Source organism: Pseudomonas sp. D3-27 (assembly GCF_051132165.1).
Classification (GTDB): Bacteria; Pseudomonadota; Gammaproteobacteria; order Pseudomonadales; family Pseudomonadaceae; genus Aquipseudomonas.
In genome coordinates, this window is the sequence record NZ_CP071667.1 from 3923185 (window position 1) to 3942622 (window position 19438).

Sequence of the window (19438 nt, forward strand, 5' to 3'; positions counted from 1 at the left end):
GCTCAACACTGATTCGCGAACACCGCCGAGGCGTTCCGGGAAAAAACGATGCATCACTTCACCTGTTTTGTTTTTTTAAGTGTGAGTGCGTATTGCTGATGGAGCCGACTATAAACCCGACCGCCGAATAATCTCAATATATATATTTACATCCCATATTTTGGGATTTACCCCGCGAACCGCGTACAAGCCACGCCCGGCACATCGACGCGCATCGATAGCACCGCCCCGTCCAATGGGTGATTGAGGGGACTTTGCGCACTGGTGATATACAAAGTCCGTAGGTCTTCACCACCGAATACACAACTGGTAGGGCGACTGACCGGCAATTCGATCACCTGATCGACGTGACCCTCCGGATGCAACCGCAGCAGGCAACTGCCGTCCCAACGGGCGTTCCAGATATAGCCCCGCGCATCCATCGCCGAACCATCCGGCCCGCCACGGGAATGGGGTCCGAACCAGACTTCGGCGGGCGCGAGTTTTCCATCGGGATAAATAAAGTGCCGATAAAGGGTCCCGTCCAGGCTCTCGCCGAAATAGACGGTCGTGCCATCAGGGCTCCACAACAATGTGTTGGGGATGCCCAAGCCACGCAACAGCGGCATCACGCGGCCATCGCCGCCGACACGAAACAGCCCACCGGAGCGCTGCTCGATGGGCAAGTCTTCGCCATCTTCCCCGATGTTGTTCTGCATGGTGCCCAGCCAGAGCTGGCCCAACGCATCGCAGCGGGCTTCGTTGGCGCGATTGCCCGGCTGGGGATCGGCCATGCACAGCAACTTCAGGCGCGGTTCCAGGCCTGGGGAGTCCAGGTCCAACCGGTAAACGCCACTGCTCAACGTCACCAAGGCATTGCCGCTCTGGGTCGGGATGAATGCAGAGACGTGCTCAGGCATCTGCCAGATCTGCACGTTCTTGCCAATCAGCCGCAACGCCTGCTTGCCGGCAATATCGACCCAATACAGCGCCTGGGTCGGCTCGTCCCAAAAAGGCCCCTCGCCCAGCTTCGCCCGATGCTCCGTCACAGCCGTCCACTTCATTTAAAACCTCCTGTTCCCGAGTTTCCCGGCGTTGTCTGTTCGACCGGCCATGACATTGGGGTAAAAACGCTTGATGGCCAGGTCTGCGTTATCGATCAGCGTCATGCAGGCCCAGACGCCTCGCGTCGCGTCCCGAGCGGCGATGGCTTCGGCGATGTCCTTGTGGATCGGCAGCGTGCGGCGCAGTTCGTCCGGGTCGGCGGCCGACACCTCGAACGAAACCGCCAACAACGCTCCGAGGGCTGGGACCATTTGTTCGATGAATTGATTGTGGCTGGCCGCGAGGATGCATTCGTGGAAGAACTGGTCGGCGCGGTTGTAATCCGCACCGCTGTCCACCGCCCGCTCAAGCGCATGATAGGCCAGGCGGATCGCCTGCACCTGGTCGGCCGTCGCCCGTTCACAGGCCCAGCGCACGGCCATCGGTTCGATGGTGCGGCGCAGGTCCAGCAGATCGTCGACAAAATTCTCCGGCAAGCCGCTGCGCGACAGCCAGCCCACCACTTGTGGATCAAAGAGGTTCCAGCGGCGCACCGGCAACACCCGCGTGCCGACCTTCGGCCCGACTTCCAGCATGCCTTTGGCCACCAAGGTTTTGATGGCTTCGCGAATCACCGTGCGGCTGACGCCCAGTTGCTCGCCCAGATCCGCCTCGACCTTGATGGTTTGCCCAGGCTTGACCTGGCCGGCGGCGATCCAGCCCCCCAGCCAATCGACGGTCGACGCGTGAAAACTGCTGGACATGAGCACCCCGTGGGCATTTCTTGTTAGGTGCCCACGCTAATCATCATACGATTGGGTGTCAATTTGAATTTTTGGGGCCTTGTGAGAGCGAGCAAGCTCGTTCCTACAGAAAAATCAGGGCTCCAGGCCGATGGGGAAAAACTCGCCACCACTCCAGACGCCCAACCAGCGCTGCCCATCTATCTCACGGCTGACCGCAAGCTCCACCAATTGATAGAACACATTGCGATGAATCAGCGCTTCAAGATTGCTGCGCACATGAATGTAAGGCGCCGGTTCCTGGGTCTGGGGATCGATCATCACCCGCATCGGATGTTCCGGGCCGGCTTCGGTGACTTCCTCGACATTGGTGGTAAAGCGCAACAACTGCCCTTCCCCCTCTCCTTCGACCTCCAGGGTCACGGCCACGAACGGCGCATCATCGACCTTGATGCCGACTTTTTCCACAGGGGTAATCAGAAAGTAATCATCGCCGTCGCGGCGAATGATGGTGGAGAACAGCTTGACCATCGGCTTGCGTCCGATGGGGGTGCCCAGGTAGTACCAAGTGCCATCGCGGGCGATGCGCATGTCGATGTCGCCGCAGAAGTCAGGGTTCCACAAGTGGACCGGCGGCAGGCCTTTGGTCTTGGGGATCTGCCCCAGCAGGTCATTGGCTTTTTGCGGTCCGCTCATGGTGCCCCCTTCTGTTTATTCGTTGCTCATCCCCAACAAGCTGCGGGCGTACTCACGCAACGGCGCGGCGATGAGGTCTTGTGGCTGCTTGTCGTGCAACGTCAGCAAACCGCCACGACTCTTGATGCGTGCAGTATCAATCAAATACTGGGTGCTGGTCTCGATCAACATGATTTGAATCACACTGGTGTCGACACCCAGGCGATCCACCGCCTCTTCATCCAGCCATTCGTCGGTGTTGCCGATGCGGTTGTCCGCCTTGGCAAATCGGGTGTAGAGCAAATAGTGGGCACCGGCGGCACGCGCTTCACCCATCGCCTGATCGAGGCCTTCCGGGACCCGGGCGCGACGAACCATCGGGAAATATTCGATGAATCCATTGAAGGCTTCTTCAGCCACGACGTTGGGTCGCGGATAGGCGCTACCTGGCGGAGCAAAAGCGCCCTGAGCGATGTAGATGAAGGAATCCGGCTGGATGCGCAGGTTGTTTACACGGCGGCTGTCGCTATGGTCCAGCAGGCCGGCATCGCTCATGTGATAACGAACGCCCTCCCCCATATCGCTGACATTCATGCAGCCACCAAGCGTCAAAACGGTCAGCAGCAAAAACAGGCTACGCATCCTATCCTCCAAAAACCGGTGACGGAAAACCGGCGAATGGCCGTGGGATGCAGCTTTTGCGCCAGCTTGCAGGGTATGCGACTTGGAATACCTGTGGCGAGGGAGCTTGCTCCCGCAGGGCCGGTCCAACGCTTCGGCGTAGCGGCCCCTTTGCACGTTGCGACTGCTTCGCAGCCGAGCGGGAGCAAGCTCCCTCGCCACGAGAAGCCAGTCAGCCGCCAATGATTTTCATGATGGTCGCGCCACCCGAGAACGCTACTTCCTGCTTGTCTCCCAACGCCTTGACCAGCAAGCGCTGGAGCGCCGGCAACGCCTGGTGTCGGGGCTTGTCCAGCAGATCGCCGACGTAATGACGGTTGCTCGACGACAGGCAGCCGTGCAGCCAGCCAGTGGAAGACAACCGCAGTCGCGAACAGGTTCGGCAGAACGGCACGCTTTCGTTGGCGATCACGCCAAAGTGCCCGAGCCCGGGAATTTCATAGCGCACAGCCGTGGCATCGACGGGAGCGTCGGCTTGCAGATATTCGTATTGGTCGCCAATCAGGCCCAGCAGTTGCTGAAGGCTGACGAATTGCTGAAGGAACGCATTGGAATCCTTGGCCAGGTGCCCCATGCGCATCAACTCGATGAAGCGCAACTCATAGCCACGTTCCAGGCAGTATTCAAGCAACGGCATCACCTGATCGAGGTTCTGCCCGCGCAGCGGCACCATGTTGACCTTGATCTTCAGGCCCGCCGCCCGGGCCTGCTCCATGCCATCGAGCACAGTCGCCAGGTCTCCTCCGCGGGCTATGCTGCGAAACGCAGCGGCGTCCAGGGTGTCGAGGGAAACGTTGATCCGGCGGATACCGGCATTCATTAGCAGGGGCAGCTTCCTGGCCAGCAACTGGCCGTTGGTGGTCAGGCTGATGTCCTCAAGGCCCATCTGCCCCACCGCTGTCATGAAGCTCTCAAGCTTGGGGCTGACCAGCGGCTCGCCACCCGTGATGCGCAACCGCTCGATTCCGGCCGCTTCGATCAGATACGCCACGCCTCGCGCCATGGCCTCGGCCGACAGTTCATCCTGCGCAGCCACCAGCCGCTTGCCGTCAGGCACGCAGTAGGTACAGGCGTAATTGCAGGCTGAAGTCAGGCTGATCCGCAAATTGCGAAAACGCCTGCCTTGACGGTCAACGATCATGGATCACTCCGGCGAAAGAAGAATCGAGCCCGTGAAAATTGACCTAGAAATCAAGTTTTCGCAAGACCCAAGCCCGAGTATATTCCTGGGGCACTGCGCCATGTAAGCGGACATGGCGCAATTAAGCAGCTGAATGCCTCAACTGCTCGGCGTATCCGTGTCGCGCTTGCGCTTGTTTCCCATGCGCACACCGATATCCATCAGGAATTGGAAGAAGCCTTCCTGGTCTTCCAGCACATTGCTCCAGAACGGCGAGTGGTACAGCGCCACCGCGCCGTGCACCAGCGCCCAGGCAGCGCAGTAGTGGAAATACGGCGGGACGTCTTCAAGCTTGCCTTCGCTGATCCGGCCCTTGATCAGCAAGGTCAGGCGATCGAAATTCGAGGCGCGGATCTTGTGCAGCTCCTCGACCATTTCCGGCACCTGGTTGCCCTTGACCACCTTTTCTTCCAGGCGATCGAACAAGCGGTAACGCTGCGGGTCGCGCATGCGGAACTCGAAGTACGCTCGGGACAGCGCTTCCTTGTCCTTGTCGACATCGGCCGAATGCAACAGCTCGTTCAAATCCCGCTCGTAATCGAGCATCAGCCGCAGGTAGATCTCTGCCTTGGACTTGAAGTGTTTGTAAATCGTGCCTTTGCCGATACCCACGGCATCCGCAATCATCTCGACGGTGACGCTGTCTTCACCCTGATCGAGGAACAACTTGAGCGCGGTGTCGAGAATTTCCTGCTCGCGGCGACGAAACTCACGGACCTTACGAGGTTCTTTGTGCATAAGAAAAAGGTCTGAAGGGTCAAAATTCGAAGCCGGGTATTATGCCTAACTTACGCAAAAATGCACGGATCATCCGCGCACGGCCACAGTTCTTCACAAAACGGTGCGACCCCAGCTCCTCAGTTGGTAAGCGCGGACCCGCCTGGGCAGGCTTTGCCGGCAATGAGAACTTATCCGAAGCGAACGTATTCCAAATTTGTTTAAAAACGACCTCGGTCAAACTGGACTCATCGCCAGACTGATCAATACTTGAACTGTCGGCACGACATCTCCCCCAAGTGACGCGCCGATAAAGGTACCAACGGACCGCGTGCCTTTGTTTTACTCCTAATGGTCTTAACCCGGATTCACCCCCCAGAACCCGGGTTTTTTTTGCCTCGATTTCAGGCTCTTGCCGTACGGACCCGAGCCAACGGGAACAGCCGCTTGAAATTTTCGGTGGTTTGCTCCGCGAACCGGTCGTACGGTTCCCCCCGCAGCATCGCCAGGTATTCGGCAACCTCCCGGACATACTGCGGAAGGTTGGGCTTGCCACGATAAGGGATGGGCGCCAGATAAGGCGAGTCGGTTTCCACCAACAAACGATCGGCTGGCACTTTGCTTGCGACGTCGCGCAGGGCGTCGGCATTACGGAACGTGACGATGCCGGACAAGGAAATGTAATAACCCATGTCCAGGGCAGCCTTGGCCATATCCCAATCCTCGGTGAAGCAATGAAGCACACCGGCGTGGGGCAGCGCCGCGTCCCGCAGCAATGCCAAGGTATCGGCCCGCGCGCCACGGGTATGGATGATCACCGGCTTACCGGTCTGCCTGGCGGCCTCCAAGTGCAACCGGAACGACGCCTGCTGGACTTCGGCGGCCTCCGGCTCGTAGTGATAGTCGAGCCCGGTCTCGCCGATAGCCACGACTCGCGGATGATCGAGTTCGTGCAACAGCCAATCCAGGGCCGGCGTGGCATCGGGCTGCACATCCAGTGGGTGGATGCCCACCGAACAATCGACGTCTTCGTATCGTTCAGCCAGGCGCTTGACGTCGGCGGCGTTGTCGGCGCTGACACCGATGCAGAGGAAATGCCCCACCCCTCGCTGGCGCGCCGCATCCAACGCGGCGTCGAGGGATCCGCCATGGGCGGCGAGGTCAAGGCGATCGAGGTGGCAATGAGAGTCTACGAGCATAAGGGCCAGGCTACATCGTATGGGTGGGACGGTCGGACTTGAGCGTTCCGGCCAGGTGGGTTTCGATCTGGTTGCGAGCCGAGTTGTCGCCTTCGTTGAACTGCACGCCAACGCCGGCGGCCCGGTTGCCCTGGGCGCCTTTGGGAGTCATCCAGATCACCTTGCCGGCGACCGGGATTTTTTCCGGTTCGTCCATCAGGCTCAACAGCATGAACACCTCGTCGCCCAGGCGATAATTCTTGTTGGTGGGAATGAACAGGCCGCCGTTTTTGATAAACGGCATGTAGGCCGCGTAGAGCACCGACTTGTCCTTGATGGTCAGGGACAGGATGCCGTTGCGTGGTCCGGGACTGACAGGTTCGTTCATGCTGGTCTCCGCTGCGATTGAGCTGAGTCTAGTGCCTCTGTCAGGTACGACCAGGCAAACTCGCCCATTGCACCAACAGCGCCTCCAACAGCAATACGCGATTGAGGTTGGCCTTGCTCAACACCTTCTGACGTTGGGCAAGAATCCAGTCCTGGATGTTCAAGATTTTGTCCTGGCTGCTTTTTTGCGCCAGGTATTGGATGACTTTACGCATGTCGGTCAATCCGAGGCCGGCTTCGTCCTCGGTAAGCTGATAACGCAGGATCAGGCTCGACCAATCGCAGAACCAGTCAAACAACAGCAACAGGGGAATGGCGTTCCAGCCTTCGGCCAGTTGCGTTGGAGATTGTTGCTGCTTGAGCAGCTTCTTCACGCCGTCCACCACCAACGCCCGCTGCTCGCGCACGCCTTGGGCCTGCAGGCTGACGGCCGCCAGCGGCGAACCGGCGGCCAGGGTCAGCAGTTCGCCACGTTCCTCATCGGTGCTGTCAGGCATGGCCTGGGCGAGCCATTGCAAACTCATCGCCTGGCTGGGCAGCGGGCAGGCCTGCTGCACGCAGCGGCTCTTGATGGTCGGCAGCAAACGGCTCGGCTGATGACTGACCAGCAACAGGACGGTATCGCCGGAAGGCTCTTCGAGGCTCTTGAGCAAAGCGTTGGCGGCGTTGATGTTCATTGACTCAACCGGCTCGACCAGCACGACTTTGCGCCCGCCCATTTGCGAGGTCTGGACCACGAAGCTGACCAAGTCACGGACCTGGTCGACCTTGATCGCTTTGTCCGCTTCTTCAGGTTCCAGCACGTAATTGTCCGGATGACTGCCAGCCTTGAGCAGCAGGCACGATTTGCATTCCCCGCAGGCATTCGTGGCCGTCGGGGCCTGGCACAAAAGGCTCGCCATCAGGCGCTCGGCCAACGCCCGCTTGCCGATACCGGCCGGGCCATGCAACAGGTACGCGTGGGCATGCTGCGTGCGGCCGGCCAGTTGCTGCCAGAGACCGTCCTGCCAGGGATAGGCTTCAGCCACGGGCACGCTCCAGCAACCCGGGCAACACCGCATCCAGCGATTGCTGGACCTGGGTCAACGGCTGCGCGGCATCGATCAACAGGTAACGCGTCGGATCGGCCTTGGCGCGCTCGATGAAGGCGTCGCGCACGGCATTGAAGAACGTTGCCCCTTCAAGCTCGAAGCGATCCAGCCTGCCACGAGCGCTGGCCCGCGCCAGGCCGATTTCCACCGGCAGGTCGAAAACCAGGGTCAGGTCCGGCCGCAGGTCGCCCTGGACGAACGTTTCCAGCGCAGCGATACGCTCGACGGACAAGCCTCGGCCACCGCCCTGGTAGGCGTAAGTCGAATCGGTGAAGCGGTCACAAAGCACCACGGCTCCTCGGGCCAGCGCCGGTCGAATCACTTCGGCCAGGTGCTGCGCCCTGGCAGCGAACACCAACAACAACTCAGCATCAGGGTTCATGACTTCTTCAAGGGGCGCCAGCAACACCTCGCGAATCCGCTCGGCCAGCGGCGTACCGCCCGGCTCGCGGGTCAAGACCACCTCGATGCCGGCGGCCTGGAGGCGTCCGGCGAGGTATTCGCGGTTGGTACTCTTGCCGGCGCCTTCCGGGCCTTCCAGCGTGATAAACAAACCAGTCACGGGGCGATCCTTAGTCAAAGTCATTGCGGGTTCGGTGGCTCACTGGCATCCGGTTCGGGGGCCGGATCCTGAGGCGGCACCTGGGGCCCGTCTTGCGGCGCGGTATCAGGTGACGCGGCGGGAATCGGCGCCGAATCTTCAGGTGTGGCCGGGGCCGGGCTGGAGCGGTAGTCGGCGCGACGTTTGAGCTGGTATTCACGCACCGCATTGTTGTGCGACTCCAGATCATCGGAAAACACATGGCTGCCGTCGCCTCGCGCAACAAAGTAAAGGCTGTTGCCGTCGGCCGGGTTCAATGCTGCGTGAATCGCCTCGCGCCCGACCATCGCGATAGGCGTAGGCGGCAGGCCCGGCACCAGGTAGGTGTTGTAAGGATTGGGTTCTTTCAGATGGGAACGGGTGAGCTTGCCGGTGTAGCGCTCCCCCAGGCCGTAGATCACAGTGGGATCGGTCTGCAGCAGCATGCCCAGGCGCAGGCGCCGCACGAACACCCCGGCAATCTGACCCCGTTCCTGGGGCACACCGGTTTCCTTTTCTATCAGCGAAGCCATGATCAATGCTTGATAGGGTTGGGTGTAGGGCACGTCGGCGGCCCGTTGCGCCCATTCCTTGGCAAGCACATCGTCGAGCCGCTCGTAGGCTTTCTTCAGCAGGTCGGCATCCGATGTACCGCGCACGAATCGGTAGGTGTCCGGGAAGAACCGACCCTCCGGAAATACGCCGGAATGGCCAAGGCGATCCATGACCTGGCTATCACTGAGGCCGGCGAGCGTCTGCTCGAGCTTTTCATCCTTGGCCAACGCCGCGCGCACCTGGCGAAAGTTCCAGCCCTCCACCAGCGTCACGCTGTACTGCACCACTTCACCGCGCTTCCAGACGCCGATCAGGCCTTCCATCGTCATGCCCGGCACCATCCGGTATTCACCAGTGTGCAACGGCTGGCCGGCAAGATTGAAACGCCAATAGACGCGCAGCCAGAACGCATCCTTGATCAGGCCATCGGCTTCGAGACGATTGAGGGTTCCGGTCGGCGTGGTCCCATTGGGCACATCCAGCAACTCTTCCTGGGTGATGTTCAACGGCTGCTGCAGCGCCGAATGAATTTTCCAGGCCGAAGCGCCCAACAACAGCCCTGCCAGAACCAGTCCGGTCTCCAGCAACAACAAGAATTTACGTCTCACGAATCAAGCATCCAATAGCGCACGGGCAAGGGCCTGCAGTTTACGGGTGAGCGGGCCAACGGGCCAGCGCGCCGAACCGCATCCGCGTACCGGCCACACGCCATAAACGCTGTTGCAGACCATGACTTCATCGGCCTGGTGCAGCTGTTCGAGGCTGATGTCGGTGATTTGCGTGGCGATGCCTTGGGACTTGGCTTGAAACAATAATTCGGCGCGCATCACACCGGCCACGCCACAACGGCTCAGGTCCGCTGTGAACAGAACGCCATCGCGCACCAGGAACAGGTTGCTGAAGACGCCTTCGATCACCCGTCCGGACGTATCAAGCATCAATCCCTCGGCATGCTCGATGTCGCGCCACTCGGCGCGGGCCAGCACTTGCTCCAGGCGATTGAGGTGCTTGAGGCCGGCGAGCAAGGGCTGTTCGGACAAACGCACGGTGCAGGGGAACATTTGGATGCCTTGTTCGGCATGGGTGGTGGGATAAGCAGCCGGCGGGCTTCCTTGCAGAATACGCCTGGCCGGACTCGACGGATCGGCCGCATAACCACGCAGGCTGTTGCCCCGGGTCACGATGAGTTTCAGCACGCCATTACCCAGGCGCTGGGCATAGGCGCTCAGCTCAGCACCCAGCACGCTCAAGTCGACGTTGAACGCCAGACGCTGGCAACCGGCCTCCAGACGCTGCAGGTGGCGCTCCAGCAGTACAGGTGCGCCATTGCGCACGGCGATGGTCTCGAACAGCCCATCGCCATAAGCCAGGCCGCGATCTTTCAGCGACAGGACGTCTGCCGGCTGACCGTCGACCCAGCTTTCCATCAACCGGCGAACCGGCGGAACACCAGCGATCCGTTGGTTCCGCCAAAGCCGAAGGAGTTGGACAACACCACATCGATGTCCATGCTGCGGGCCGTATGCGGCACGAAGTCAAGGTCGCAACCTTCGTCCGGCTCATCGAGGTTGATGGTCGGCGGCGCGGTCTGGCTATTGATCGCCAGTACGCTGAAGATGGCTTCCACCGCCCCCGCCGCACCCAACAAGTGACCGGTCATGGACTTGGTGGAACTGACGGCCAGCTTGTAGGCGTGCTCGCCAAACACCGTCTTGATCGCCTGGGCTTCAGCCAGGTCACCCGCCGGGGTCGAAGTGCCGTGGGCGTTGATGTACTGGACCTGCTCGCCATTGATCTTCGCATCACGCAAGGCATTGGCAATGCAGCGGGCAGCACCAGCGCCATCGGCCGGTGGCGACGTCATGTGGTACGCATCGCCGCTGGTACCAAAGCCGATCAGCTCGGCATAAATGGTCGCACCGCGAGCCTTGGCGTGCTCCAATTCTTCGAGCACCAGCGCACCGGCGCCATCGGACAGCACGAAGCCGTCGCGGCCCTTGTCCCAAGGCCGGCTGGCCCGTGCAGGCTCATCGTTGCGGGTCGACAGCGCGCGGGAGGCGCCGAAACCGCCCATGCCCAGACCGCAGGCCGCCATTTCGGCGCCGCCGGCGATCATCACGTCGGCTTCGTCGTACATGATGTTGCGCGCGGCCATGCCGATGCAGTGGGTGCCGGTGGTGCACGCCGTGGCGATGGCATAGTTAGGCCCCTGTGCACCGAGGTGGATGGACAGGAAACCGGAAATCATATTGATGATCGAGCCCGGCACGAAGAACGGAGAAATCCGTCGCGGCCCCGAATCATGCAGCGTGCGGCTGGTTTCTTCGATATTGGTCAAGCCACCAATACCTGAACCCATTGCCACGCCGATGCGCTCGCGGTTGGCGTCGGTGACTTCCAGGCCGGCGTTACGCACTGCCTGAAAACCGGCAGCCAAGCCGTATTGAATGAACAGGTCAAGCTTGCGAGCTTCCTTGACCGACAGGTATTCCTCGACATTGAAGCCCTTTACCGAGCCGCCAAAACGGGTGGAATAGGCAGAAAGGTCGGTGTGTTCGATCAGACCAATGCCACTACGGCCAGCCAGAATGCCCTGCCAGCTGCTCGGCACATCCGTGCCCAGTGGCGACAACATACCCATACCGGTGACTACGACGCGTCTACGCGACACAGCACTCTCCTTTTTCAAATGACGACTTTGCATCAGGCCTAAAGAAAAAACCGCACGCCGTGATGGCAGTGCGGTTTTTCCATGACAGCTAGCGACGACTGAATACGATTACGCCTGGTGGCTGGTAACGTAGTCGATAGCAGCTTGTACAGTAGTGATCTTTTCAGCTTCTTCGTCAGGAATCTCGGTCTCGAATTCCTCTTCCAGAGCCATCACCAGCTCAACGGTGTCAAGGGAGTCGGCACCCAGGTCTTCAACGAAGGAAGCGGTGTTCACAACTTCTTCTTCTTTAACGCCCAGTTGCTCGGCAACGATTTTCTTGACGCGCTCTTCGATGGTGCTCATACCTTGTTTTCACTCCTAATGGACAAATTCAGGCAGCTGGCCGGTGGGTAAGTGTATAGAAAGACTTTTCGGTTTTTCAACCGAAAGCTTCACTCCTCGAACCTGGGGCCCGCCGCCTATAAATAGATTGCAGCTTTATAACGGATTTTAGACAGCTCGTATGACATTTTTTTGAAGCAATCCGTCACATTTAACTCATGTACATCCCGCCGTTCACCGGGATTGTAGCCCCAGTCACGTATGCCGCACCGTCCGAAGCAAGAAAAGCGACCACGGACGCGATTTCTTGAGCTTGCCCCAGACGACCCAGCGGAATCTGTGTCAACAAGGCTTCACGCTGCGCTTCCGGCAGTTCACGGGTCATGTCGGTGTCGATGAAACCCGGTGCAACCGAGTTTACCGTAATCGAGCGCGAACCGACTTCTCGTGCCAGCGCACGGCTGAAACCTTCCAGACCGGCCTTCGCTGCAGCATAGTTTACTTGGCCTGCGTTGCCCATGGCACCCACAACCGAGCCGATACTGATAATTCTGCCCCAACGAGCCTTGGTCATGCCACGCAGGACGCCCTTGGACAGCCGGTACAGGCTGTTCAAGTTAGTATCGACCACGTCGAACCACTCGTCATCTTTCATGCGCATCATCAAGTTATCGCGGGTGATACCGGCATTGTTGACCAGGATCGCCGGCGCGCCGAACTGCTCCTGAATGCTGGACAATACCGCCGCAACAGACTCATCGCTGGTCACGTTGAGCTCAAGACCGGTGCCCTGGATGCCGTTTTCCTTCAAGGTGGCGGCGATACGCTCGGCGCCCGAAGCGGACGTCGCGGTGCCGACAACGATGGCGCCTTGGCGACCCAGTTCCAGGGCGATGGCCTGGCCGATGCCGCGGCTTGCACCGGTCACCAGTGCAACTTTACCTTGCAGACTCATGCAAGCTTCTCCTGTTCAGGCTTGCGCTGCGCGAGCGGCAGCGAAAGCGTCTGGGGTGTTGAGGTTGGAAGTGGACACGCCTTCGGCGCAGCGCTTGTTCAGGCCTGCCAGCACTTTGCCAGGACCGCACTCGACCAGTTCGGTCGCACCCTTGGCTGCCAGCGTCTGGACCGATTCAACCCAACGAACCGGCTTGTAGAGCTGCTCCAGCAGGTCGCGCTTGAGGGTCTCCAGGTCTGCTGCGACGTTGGCGCTGACGTTCTGCACCACGGGAATCTGCGGAGCCTGCCAGTCGATGGCGGCGATGGACTCGGCAAAACGCTCGGCGGCTGGACGCATCAGCTCGCAATGCGACGGCACACTGACCGGCAACGGCATGGCGCGCTTGGCACCACGCGCCTTGCAACCCTCGATGGCGCGCTCGACGGCGGCCTTGGCCCCCGCGATGACCACTTGGCCCGGGGAGTTGAAGTTGACCGCACTGACCACATCACCCTGAGCCGCTTCGGCACAAGCTGCCAACACGTCGGCGTCTTCCAGGCCGAGGATCGCGGCCATGCCGCCCTGCCCGGCCGGAACGGCTTCCTGCATCAATTGGCCACGACGTTCCACCAGCTTCACCGCGTCGCCGAGACTCAGGCTACCCGCAGCCACCAGGGCGCTGTATTCGCCCAGGCTGTGACCGGCGACAAACGCCGGGCGGGCGCCGCCCTCGGCCAACCATAGGCGCCACAGCGCAACGGAGGCCGTCAGGATTGCCGGCTGGGTTTTATCGGTTTGATTGAGTTGCTCTTCCGGCCCTTGCTGGGTCAGTGCCCACAAGTCGTAGCCGAGTGCATCGGATGCTTCTTTGAATGTTTCGAGGATCAGCGGGTATTGCGCGCCCAGCTCGGCCAGCATGCCGAGGGACTGCGAGCCCTGTCCTGGAAAGACGAATGCGAGGGAAGCAGACATGAAAACAAAGCCCTTAATGATCTTGTCGTCAAAAATTGACGCCCCTGGGGGCGCTAGGAAACTGACAGTTGGATGACGGCTTGAACCGACCGGTCACATTTAAGCATTGTCGGACGAAAACGCCTAAGTTAACAAATCCTCGAGGCGCCCATGAAGGCGTTCCGGCAGGTTTTCCTGGATCTCGATCACCGCCCGGTTGATGGCGCTTTGGAACCCCTGCACCCCGGCCGAACCATGGCTCTTGATCACGATACCTTGCAGCCCCAGGAAACTTGCACCGTTGTGCCGCGCCGGCGCCAGGTCCGCCTGCAACCGACGCATCAACGGCAGCGCGAGCGCACCCACCACCCGCGAGGCCAAACTCTGCTTGAACAACGCCTCGATGCGTTGCCCGATCATGGTGGCCAATCCCTCGCTGGACTTGAGCAGGATATTGCCAACGAAGCCGTCACACACCACCACATCGGCCTCGCCGCGATACAAGCCATCGCCTTCGACGAATCCGATGTAATTGATGCCCGGTGCATTTTGTAACAAAGTCGCCGCCAGCTTGACCTGCTGGTTGCCCTTGATCTCTTCGGTGCCAATGTTCAGCAGCGCCACGCGAGGACGCGCAATGCCAAGGGTCTGCGCCGCAACCGAACCCATCACGGCGAATTGCAGCAGGTGCTCGGCGCTGCAATCGACGTTCGCGCCCAGATCAAGCAATTGGCAGAACCCGCGCTGGGTCGGGATCGCCGCCACCATTGCCGGACGATCGATGCCCGGCAACGTTTTGAGCACGTAGCGCGACAGCGCCATCAGCGCCCCGGTATTGCCTGCACTGACGCACGCCTGAACCTTGCCATCGCGCAACAACTCCAAGGCCACCCGCATCGACGCGTCAGGCTTGCCGCGCAGGGCCTGGGCTGGCTTTTCGTCCATGGCGATGACTTCGGACGCGGGCATGATCGACAGGCGCGCGCGATCCGCAGCCGATTGGCCGCCGAGCAGTTCTTCTAGAAGGGAGGGTTGACCGACAAGGGTCAGGTGCAGCGAGGGCGTGGCACGCAGGCAAGCAAGGCTGGCCTGGACAATGCTGCGGGGACCGAAGTCCCCGCCCATTGCGTCAATCGCGATGACTTGAGCGGACAAGTGATTACTCGTCAGCGCCCTTGTCGATCACTTTACGGCCACGGTATACGCCTTCTGGCGATACGTGGTGACGCAGGTGAACTTCACCAGTGGTTTTTTCTACAGACAGGGTGCTAGCCTCGAGAGCGTCGTGCGAACGGCGCATGTCACGGGCAGAGCGGGATTTTTTGTTCTGCTGAACAGCCATAATTGATTAACTCCTAAACGTTTGGGTCACGCTTTAACTGCGCCAATACACTGAACGGGTTGGACCGCGTTACCTCGTCCTCGCTCGGTTCGGGCTCATCTGCTCCCGCCGGCTGCTGGCATTCTTCCGGATGATGAGCAGGCACAATGGGCAAGGCGAGCAAAAGCTCCTCCTCGATCAGTGACTGCAGATCCAAAGGATCTTCGCCCAGTTCCAGCACGTCATAACCTTTCGGCAACGACTGGGTATTCGCACCCTCCTTCACCACCGCGTAACTGCATTCGCTGTGGATCGGCAGGGTGACCAGCTCAAGACAACGCTGGCAAACCATTTTGACTTCAGTGTCGATAAAGCTGTGGATTACCACAGATTTACGTTCATCTCGTTCAAAAACGAATTTGGCCTGGACCGTACCGACATCGTCGGAAAGCGGGTCGCAGAGTCTCTTCAAATCGGCCAGCAGCAGTTCACCTTGGAGGGTGGTGCCACGATCAGCCAATTTGCGCGGGTCAACGTGAGGTGGAATCGGGTCATTCAACATAGGCGCAGCATTATAGGGATGCACCGGGCCATGTCAAAGGAAATTCAGCCCTGTCCGTCACTTGCGTGCCTGGCTAGAATCCTTCCCTGCCCATCGGAGATAGCCATGCTGCCCTTATTACTCGCTTCAAGCTCGGTTTACCGCCGGGAACTGCTGGCCCGCCTGGGGCTGCCATTCGTCTGCAGTTCGCCGGACATCGACGAAAACCGTCACGCCGACGAACCTGCGGCCCAACTGGTAAAGCGCCTGGCCCGGGAGAAAGCCCTGGCACTCGCCGATAGCCACCCAGGCCACCTGATCATCGGCTCGGATCAGGTCGCCGTGCTCGGCGACCGCATTCTGGGCAAGCCTCACACATTCGAAAATGCCCGCGAGCAACTGATGGCCGCCAGCGGCGCCAGAGTGACATTCCTGACCGGCCTGGCCCTGCTTAACAGCCAGACCGGCAGATGCCAGGTCGACTGCGTACCCTTCACCGTGAATATGCGGGCATTGGATCAAGCTCGCGTAGAGCGCTATCTGCGCGCCGAGCAGCCGTACGACTGCGCCGGCAGCTTCAAGGCCGAGGGCCTGGGCGTAAGCCTGTTCCAGAGCACCGAAGGCCCGGACGCCACAAGCCTGATCGGCCTACCGCTGATTCGCCTTGTGGATATGTTGCTGGCTGAGGGCGTGCAGGTTCCCTGAAACCCTAGACAACCCATTTGTTGCGAGGGGCCCCGCCAGAGCCTAGCGCAACGCCGGCCCCTGGAAGCCCATCCACATCGCCAAGTGCTCAGCGATGCTCGCCCCCAACTTCTTGGAGAAGCGATCGAACGGCGATTCTTCGATAGTGAAATCCACCAGGTCTTTCTGACCGATTACATCCCGAGCCACGGAGCTGGCACTGCCCAGGCCATCGATCAAGCCCAGCGGCAGAGCCTGCTCGCCAGACCAGACCAGCCCGGAAAAAAGCTCCGGATGCTCCTTGTCTTTCAAACGCTCGCCCCGACCCTTCTTGACGCTGGCGATGAATTGCTTGTGAGTGGTGTCCAGCACGCCTTGCCAGAATGCGGTTTCCTCCGGCTTTTGCGGCTGGAACGGATCAAGAAACGATTTATGCTCGCCTGAGGTGTAGACCCGCCGCTCCACGCCCAGCTTCTCCATGGTGCCGACAAACCCGTAGCCGGCCGCCGTTACACCAATGGAGCCTACCAGGCTGGCCTTGTCGGCGTAGATCTGGTCCGCCGCACTGGCGATGTAGTAGGCCCCGGACGCACCGAGATCGGCGATCACCGCGTAGACCTTGATGTCTGGATGCAATCCGCGCAACCGAACGATTTCGTCATAGACGTAACCCGACTGAACCGGGCTACCGCCCGGGCTGTTGATGCGCAACACCACACCCTTGACCTTTGGATCCTCGAACGCCGCCCGCAGGCTGCCGACAATATTGTCCGCGCTTGCAGGTTCCTTGTCGGCGATCATGCCTTCGATGTCGATCAGCGCCGTATAAGCCGAGCCGCTCACGGCCCCCTTCTCTATGCTCATCAGCGGCGTAAACAGCATTAGCGCGACAAAGAGATAGATGAACGTCAGCAGCTTGAAGAAAATCCCCCAGCGACGGGACCGGCGCTGCTCCTGGACGCTGGCCAGCAACGTCTTCTCCAGCAGCTTCCAGCTCTTATCGTCACCGCTCTCGGCGCTCGCCTTGGCCGGTGCCTTCCATTCATCCGTCATGCATGCATCTCCATCAGAACTTAATCGGCACGCTGGCTCAACCAAGCGTGCAATTGCGCAAAATGGTCGATCGCCAGGCACGGCTCGAAGGCCTTGAGCGCCTCGATCGTCTGCGCGCCATAGCTGACAGCCACCGACCCCATGCCTGCGTTACGGGCCATTTGCAGGTCGAACGATGAGTCGCCGACCATCAGCGCCTGGCCAGCGGACACATTGCAATGAGCCAGGATCTGTTCAAGCATCAGAGGATGTGGCTTGCTCGCCGTTTCATCCGCGGCACGAGTGATATCGAAATAATCTTCCCAACCATGCGCCTTCAATACCCGATCCAGCCCACGCCTGGCCTTGCCGGTCGCAACCGCCAGCCGATACCCCTCCTCCCGCAAGGCCCCGAGGGTTTGCACCACGCCGTCAAACAGCGGCGAAGGCTCGGCTTCCAGGGCAATGTAGTGATCGGCGTAGTGCTGGCGAAAAACGATCAGCTCTTGATCATCGATTTCCGGGTACAGGCTGCGAATCGCCTCCGGCAAGCCGAGACCGATGATGCCTTTTACCGCGAAATCATCCCGCCGGGGAAACCCCGTGCGATCCGACGCAACGTGCATCGCATCCACGATCCGACCGATGGAGTTCGCCAGAGTGCCATCCCAATCGAATATGAGCAGCTTGTAGTCAGGATGCACTCAACCGCTCCACGGTCTTGGCCCACATGTCATCCACGGGAGCCTGCAGCTTCAGCTCGCCGCCGTCAGGCAACGGCACCGTCAACATATAGGCATGGAGAAACAGGCGCTTGCCGCCCAAGTCACGGATTTCCTTGGTGAAATCGTCATCGCCGTATTTGCTGTCGCCGGCGATGCAGTGCCCGGCATGCAGGGTGTGCACGCGGATCTGGTGGGTACGCCCGGTGACCGGCTTGGCCTCGACCATGGTGGCAAAGTCGCCGAAGCGTCGAAGCACCTTGAATACGGTCAGCGCTTCCTTGCCTTCCTCGTTGACCTCCACCATGCGCTCGCCTGAACGCAGGTTACTCTTGAGCAACGGGGCGCGGACCTGCTTGACAGAGGTCTCCCAGCGGCCACGCACCAACGCCATGTAGCGCTTGTCGACGCCATCGCCGCGCAATTGCTCGTGCAGGTGGCGCAGCATGCTGCGCTTCTTTGCGATCATCAGCAGGCCGGAGGTGTCGCGGTCGAGACGATGGACCAACTCCAATTCCTTGGCGTCCGGACGCAACTGACGAAAGGCTTCGATCACACCGAAATTAAGGCCGCTGCCGCCATGGACCGCAATACCCGCAGGCTTGTTGACCACGATCAGGGTCTTGTCTTCGAAGACGATGGCAGCCTCCAGGCGTTGCAACAGGCCCTGGGCCAAAGGCACCGGCTCGTCACGTTCCGGCACGCGAACCGGTGGTACACGCACGACATCACCGGCCTGCAGCTTGTATTCGGGCTTGATCCGACCTTTGTTCACCCGCACTTCGCCTTTGCGCAAAATGCGATAGATCAAGGTCTTGGGCACACCTTTGAGCCGGGCAAGGAGAAAATTATCGATTCGTTGGCCGGCATATTCCGGCGAGACCTCGAGCAGTTGAACGCCAGGGGTCGAAGGGGCAGTAGTCGTCATGGCGGCGATCATAACAATTTTTTATGGAATTGAAGCACTTAATCATTGCTGCTATAGTCGCGAACGCCGCCAAAAGTGGCTGGACAGCGGACTAACGGTCAAAAACCGGCCCTGACCAACGCAATTCACGAGGACGAGAGGCCGTCCTACGGGGTTCTTGCTACGTAACGGCAGAGTTTGCAGGTGCAACGAGCGCAGGTGACATGAGGCCTGAAATACGCCGCAAAGCAGAGTTCTGACTCGCCTTGCGCGCCACATTCACGGCCAGTTCACAAAGTGCAGTCACCCGGGAACGACCCCGAGCGAGAGCTTCGGAAACAACGCCTAAATTAGCCATGATGCGTGACTTCCCCTTTCGGAGCTCACGGTAAATGCCAACCCGCTGCGGATTCTGCGCGCGGCAGCACCCGAACTATCAGGGATACGTGTAGGGTGGAGATGTACAACCGTCGGACTGTGTAGCACTAGGCTTATATTTAGACGCTTCATCTCGTCCACAGGCGCCGGTTGATTCCTC

At 60.1% G+C, this 19438-nt stretch carries 23 protein-coding genes; 1 reads left to right on the top strand and 22 read right to left on the bottom strand.

Annotation, left to right across the window (positions count from 1 at the left end; all coding sequences use genetic code 11):
- Positions 1-167 precede the first annotated feature (167 nt).
- From J3P92_RS17680 to J3P92_RS17770, 19 genes are all read right to left on the bottom strand, one after another.
- A complete protein-coding gene (locus tag J3P92_RS17680; RefSeq protein WP_434648543.1) occupies positions 168-1043 on the bottom strand; it encodes an SMP-30/gluconolactonase/LRE family protein in 876 nt (291 codons plus the stop codon).
- Positions 1044-1787, bottom strand: a complete 744-nt coding sequence (locus J3P92_RS17685; RefSeq protein ID WP_434560002.1) for a FadR/GntR family transcriptional regulator — start codon at positions 1785-1787, stop codon at positions 1044-1046.
- Between the two features lie 114 nt (positions 1788-1901).
- The gene (locus J3P92_RS17690; protein WP_420767193.1) at positions 1902-2462 is read right to left on the bottom strand and encodes a DUF1285 domain-containing protein; all 561 of its coding nucleotides are present in this window, start codon (positions 2460-2462) and stop codon (positions 1902-1904) included.
- 15 nt (positions 2463-2477) lie between these two features.
- Positions 2478-3083 (bottom strand): DUF4823 domain-containing protein, encoded by a 606-nt coding sequence (locus J3P92_RS17695; RefSeq protein ID WP_039593661.1) that lies wholly within the window; start codon positions 3081-3083, stop codon positions 2478-2480.
- 211 nt (positions 3084-3294) lie between these two features.
- Complete coding sequence (locus tag J3P92_RS17700) at positions 3295-4263, bottom strand: GTP 3',8-cyclase MoaA (RefSeq protein ID WP_420767192.1); 969 nt, start codon at positions 4261-4263, stop codon at positions 3295-3297.
- Between the two features lie 138 nt (positions 4264-4401).
- Positions 4402-5040 carry a TetR/AcrR family transcriptional regulator gene (locus tag J3P92_RS17705; protein ID WP_039593659.1) on the bottom strand — a complete coding sequence of 213 codons (639 nt, stop codon included), beginning with the start codon at positions 5038-5040 and terminating at the stop codon, positions 4402-4404.
- Positions 5041-5423: 383 nt separating this feature from the next.
- Positions 5424-6218: a TatD family hydrolase gene (locus tag J3P92_RS17710; protein ID WP_434607096.1), complete on the bottom strand. Its 795-nt coding sequence runs from the start codon at positions 6216-6218 to the stop codon at positions 5424-5426.
- Positions 6219-6228: 10 nt separating this feature from the next.
- Entirely contained in the window at positions 6229-6585 is a 357-nt protein-coding gene (locus J3P92_RS17715) for a PilZ domain-containing protein (protein WP_186611513.1), read from the bottom strand.
- A 40-nt stretch (positions 6586-6625) separates the two neighbouring features.
- On the bottom strand, positions 6626-7612 hold the full coding sequence (locus tag J3P92_RS17720) for a DNA polymerase III subunit delta' (RefSeq protein ID WP_434560006.1): 987 nt from the start codon (positions 7610-7612) through the stop codon (positions 6626-6628).
- Complete coding sequence (tmk, locus tag J3P92_RS17725) at positions 7605-8237, bottom strand: dTMP kinase (RefSeq protein ID WP_434607102.1); 633 nt, start codon at positions 8235-8237, stop codon at positions 7605-7607. The genes J3P92_RS17720 and tmk overlap by 8 nt, the downstream gene beginning before the upstream one ends.
- 20 nt (positions 8238-8257) lie before the next feature.
- Positions 8258-9418, bottom strand: coding sequence for an endolytic transglycosylase MltG (gene mltG, locus J3P92_RS17730; RefSeq protein ID WP_434560010.1), 1161 nt, complete (start codon positions 9416-9418; stop codon positions 8258-8260).
- Positions 9419-9421: 3 nt separating this feature from the next.
- The gene (pabC, locus tag J3P92_RS17735) at positions 9422-10237 is read right to left on the bottom strand and encodes an aminodeoxychorismate lyase (RefSeq protein ID WP_434648546.1); all 816 of its coding nucleotides are present in this window, start codon (positions 10235-10237) and stop codon (positions 9422-9424) included.
- Positions 10237-11481: a beta-ketoacyl-ACP synthase II gene (gene fabF / locus J3P92_RS17740; protein WP_109754384.1), complete on the bottom strand. Its 1245-nt coding sequence runs from the start codon at positions 11479-11481 to the stop codon at positions 10237-10239. Before fabF ends, pabC begins: the two co-directional genes overlap by 1 nt.
- 108 nt (positions 11482-11589) lie before the next feature.
- Positions 11590-11826 (bottom strand): acyl carrier protein, encoded by a 237-nt coding sequence (acpP, locus tag J3P92_RS17745; RefSeq protein WP_003175607.1) that lies wholly within the window; start codon positions 11824-11826, stop codon positions 11590-11592.
- 190 nt (positions 11827-12016) lie between these two features.
- On the bottom strand, positions 12017-12760 hold the full coding sequence (gene fabG / locus J3P92_RS17750; protein WP_420767185.1) for a 3-oxoacyl-ACP reductase FabG: 744 nt from the start codon (positions 12758-12760) through the stop codon (positions 12017-12019).
- A 15-nt stretch (positions 12761-12775) separates the two neighbouring features.
- A complete protein-coding gene (fabD, locus tag J3P92_RS17755; RefSeq protein ID WP_434607108.1) occupies positions 12776-13714 on the bottom strand; it encodes an ACP S-malonyltransferase in 939 nt (312 codons plus the stop codon).
- Positions 13715-13837: 123 nt separating this feature from the next.
- Positions 13838-14848, bottom strand: a complete 1011-nt coding sequence (gene plsX / locus J3P92_RS17760; protein WP_420767183.1) for a phosphate acyltransferase PlsX — start codon at positions 14846-14848, stop codon at positions 13838-13840.
- A gap of 4 nt (positions 14849-14852) precedes the next feature.
- Complete coding sequence (gene rpmF, locus J3P92_RS17765) at positions 14853-15035, bottom strand: 50S ribosomal protein L32 (protein ID WP_003179396.1); 183 nt, start codon at positions 15033-15035, stop codon at positions 14853-14855.
- A 13-nt stretch (positions 15036-15048) separates the two neighbouring features.
- Positions 15049-15576: a YceD family protein gene (locus J3P92_RS17770; protein WP_003204262.1), complete on the bottom strand. Its 528-nt coding sequence runs from the start codon at positions 15574-15576 to the stop codon at positions 15049-15051.
- Between the two features lie 105 nt (positions 15577-15681).
- Between J3P92_RS17770 and J3P92_RS17775 the strand changes: the two genes are divergently transcribed.
- Positions 15682-16260, top strand: a complete 579-nt coding sequence (locus J3P92_RS17775) for a Maf family protein (protein WP_420767182.1) — start codon at positions 15682-15684, stop codon at positions 16258-16260.
- A 42-nt stretch (positions 16261-16302) separates the two neighbouring features.
- Here the strand turns inward: J3P92_RS17775 and J3P92_RS17780 are convergent, their stop codons facing one another.
- From J3P92_RS17780 to rluC, 3 genes are read right to left on the bottom strand one after another with little or no spacing between them, the layout of a single operon-like run.
- A complete protein-coding gene (locus J3P92_RS17780; protein ID WP_434560018.1) occupies positions 16303-17292 on the bottom strand; it encodes a S49 family peptidase in 990 nt (329 codons plus the stop codon).
- Between the two features lie 20 nt (positions 17293-17312).
- The gene (locus J3P92_RS17785) at positions 17313-17975 is read right to left on the bottom strand and encodes an HAD-IA family hydrolase (RefSeq protein WP_420767180.1); all 663 of its coding nucleotides are present in this window, start codon (positions 17973-17975) and stop codon (positions 17313-17315) included.
- Entirely contained in the window at positions 17965-18921 is a 957-nt protein-coding gene (gene rluC / locus J3P92_RS17790; protein WP_434607114.1) for a 23S rRNA pseudouridine(955/2504/2580) synthase RluC, read from the bottom strand. Before rluC ends, J3P92_RS17785 begins: the two co-directional genes overlap by 11 nt.
- Between the last annotated feature and the right edge of the window lie 517 nt (positions 18922-19438).

What these genes read in the sequence shown, in the direction of transcription:
- J3P92_RS17775 (WP_420767182.1), top strand. Translation starts at nt 15,682, where the DNA reads ATGCTGCCCTTATTACTCGCTTCAAGCTCGGTTTACCGCCGGGAACTG.
- J3P92_RS17710 (WP_434607096.1), bottom strand. Translation starts at nt 6,218, where the DNA reads ATGCTCGTAGACTCTCATTGCCACCTCGATCGCCTTGACCTCGCCGCC.
- J3P92_RS17770 (WP_003204262.1), bottom strand. Translation starts at nt 15,576, where the DNA reads ATGTTGAATGACCCGATTCCACCTCACGTTGACCCGCGCAAATTGGCT.
- fabD (WP_434607108.1), bottom strand. Translation starts at nt 13,714, where the DNA reads ATGTCTGCTTCCCTCGCATTCGTCTTTCCAGGACAGGGCTCGCAGTCC.
- J3P92_RS17695 (WP_039593661.1), bottom strand. Translation starts at nt 3,083, where the DNA reads ATGCGTAGCCTGTTTTTGCTGCTGACCGTTTTGACGCTTGGTGGCTGC.
- J3P92_RS17780 (WP_434560018.1), bottom strand. Translation starts at nt 17,292, where the DNA reads ATGACGGATGAATGGAAGGCACCGGCCAAGGCGAGCGCCGAGAGCGGT.
- J3P92_RS17715 (WP_186611513.1), bottom strand. Translation starts at nt 6,585, where the DNA reads ATGAACGAACCTGTCAGTCCCGGACCACGCAACGGCATCCTGTCCCTG.
- J3P92_RS17705 (WP_039593659.1), bottom strand. Translation starts at nt 5,040, where the DNA reads ATGCACAAAGAACCTCGTAAGGTCCGTGAGTTTCGTCGCCGCGAGCAG.
- pabC (WP_434648546.1), bottom strand. Translation starts at nt 10,237, where the DNA reads ATGGAAAGCTGGGTCGACGGTCAGCCGGCAGACGTCCTGTCGCTGAAA.
- rpmF (WP_003179396.1), bottom strand. Translation starts at nt 15,035, where the DNA reads ATGGCTGTTCAGCAGAACAAAAAATCCCGCTCTGCCCGTGACATGCGC.
- acpP (WP_003175607.1), bottom strand. Translation starts at nt 11,826, where the DNA reads ATGAGCACCATCGAAGAGCGCGTCAAGAAAATCGTTGCCGAGCAACTG.
- J3P92_RS17690 (WP_420767193.1), bottom strand. Translation starts at nt 2,462, where the DNA reads ATGAGCGGACCGCAAAAAGCCAATGACCTGCTGGGGCAGATCCCCAAG.
- J3P92_RS17700 (WP_420767192.1), bottom strand. Translation starts at nt 4,263, where the DNA reads ATGATCGTTGACCGTCAAGGCAGGCGTTTTCGCAATTTGCGGATCAGC.
- J3P92_RS17685 (WP_434560002.1), bottom strand. Translation starts at nt 1,787, where the DNA reads ATGTCCAGCAGTTTTCACGCGTCGACCGTCGATTGGCTGGGGGGCTGG.
- fabG (WP_420767185.1), bottom strand. Translation starts at nt 12,760, where the DNA reads ATGAGTCTGCAAGGTAAAGTTGCACTGGTGACCGGTGCAAGCCGCGGC.
- J3P92_RS17680 (WP_434648543.1), bottom strand. Translation starts at nt 1,043, where the DNA reads ATGAAGTGGACGGCTGTGACGGAGCATCGGGCGAAGCTGGGCGAGGGG.
- rluC (WP_434607114.1), bottom strand. Translation starts at nt 18,921, where the DNA reads ATGACGACTACTGCCCCTTCGACCCCTGGCGTTCAACTGCTCGAGGTC.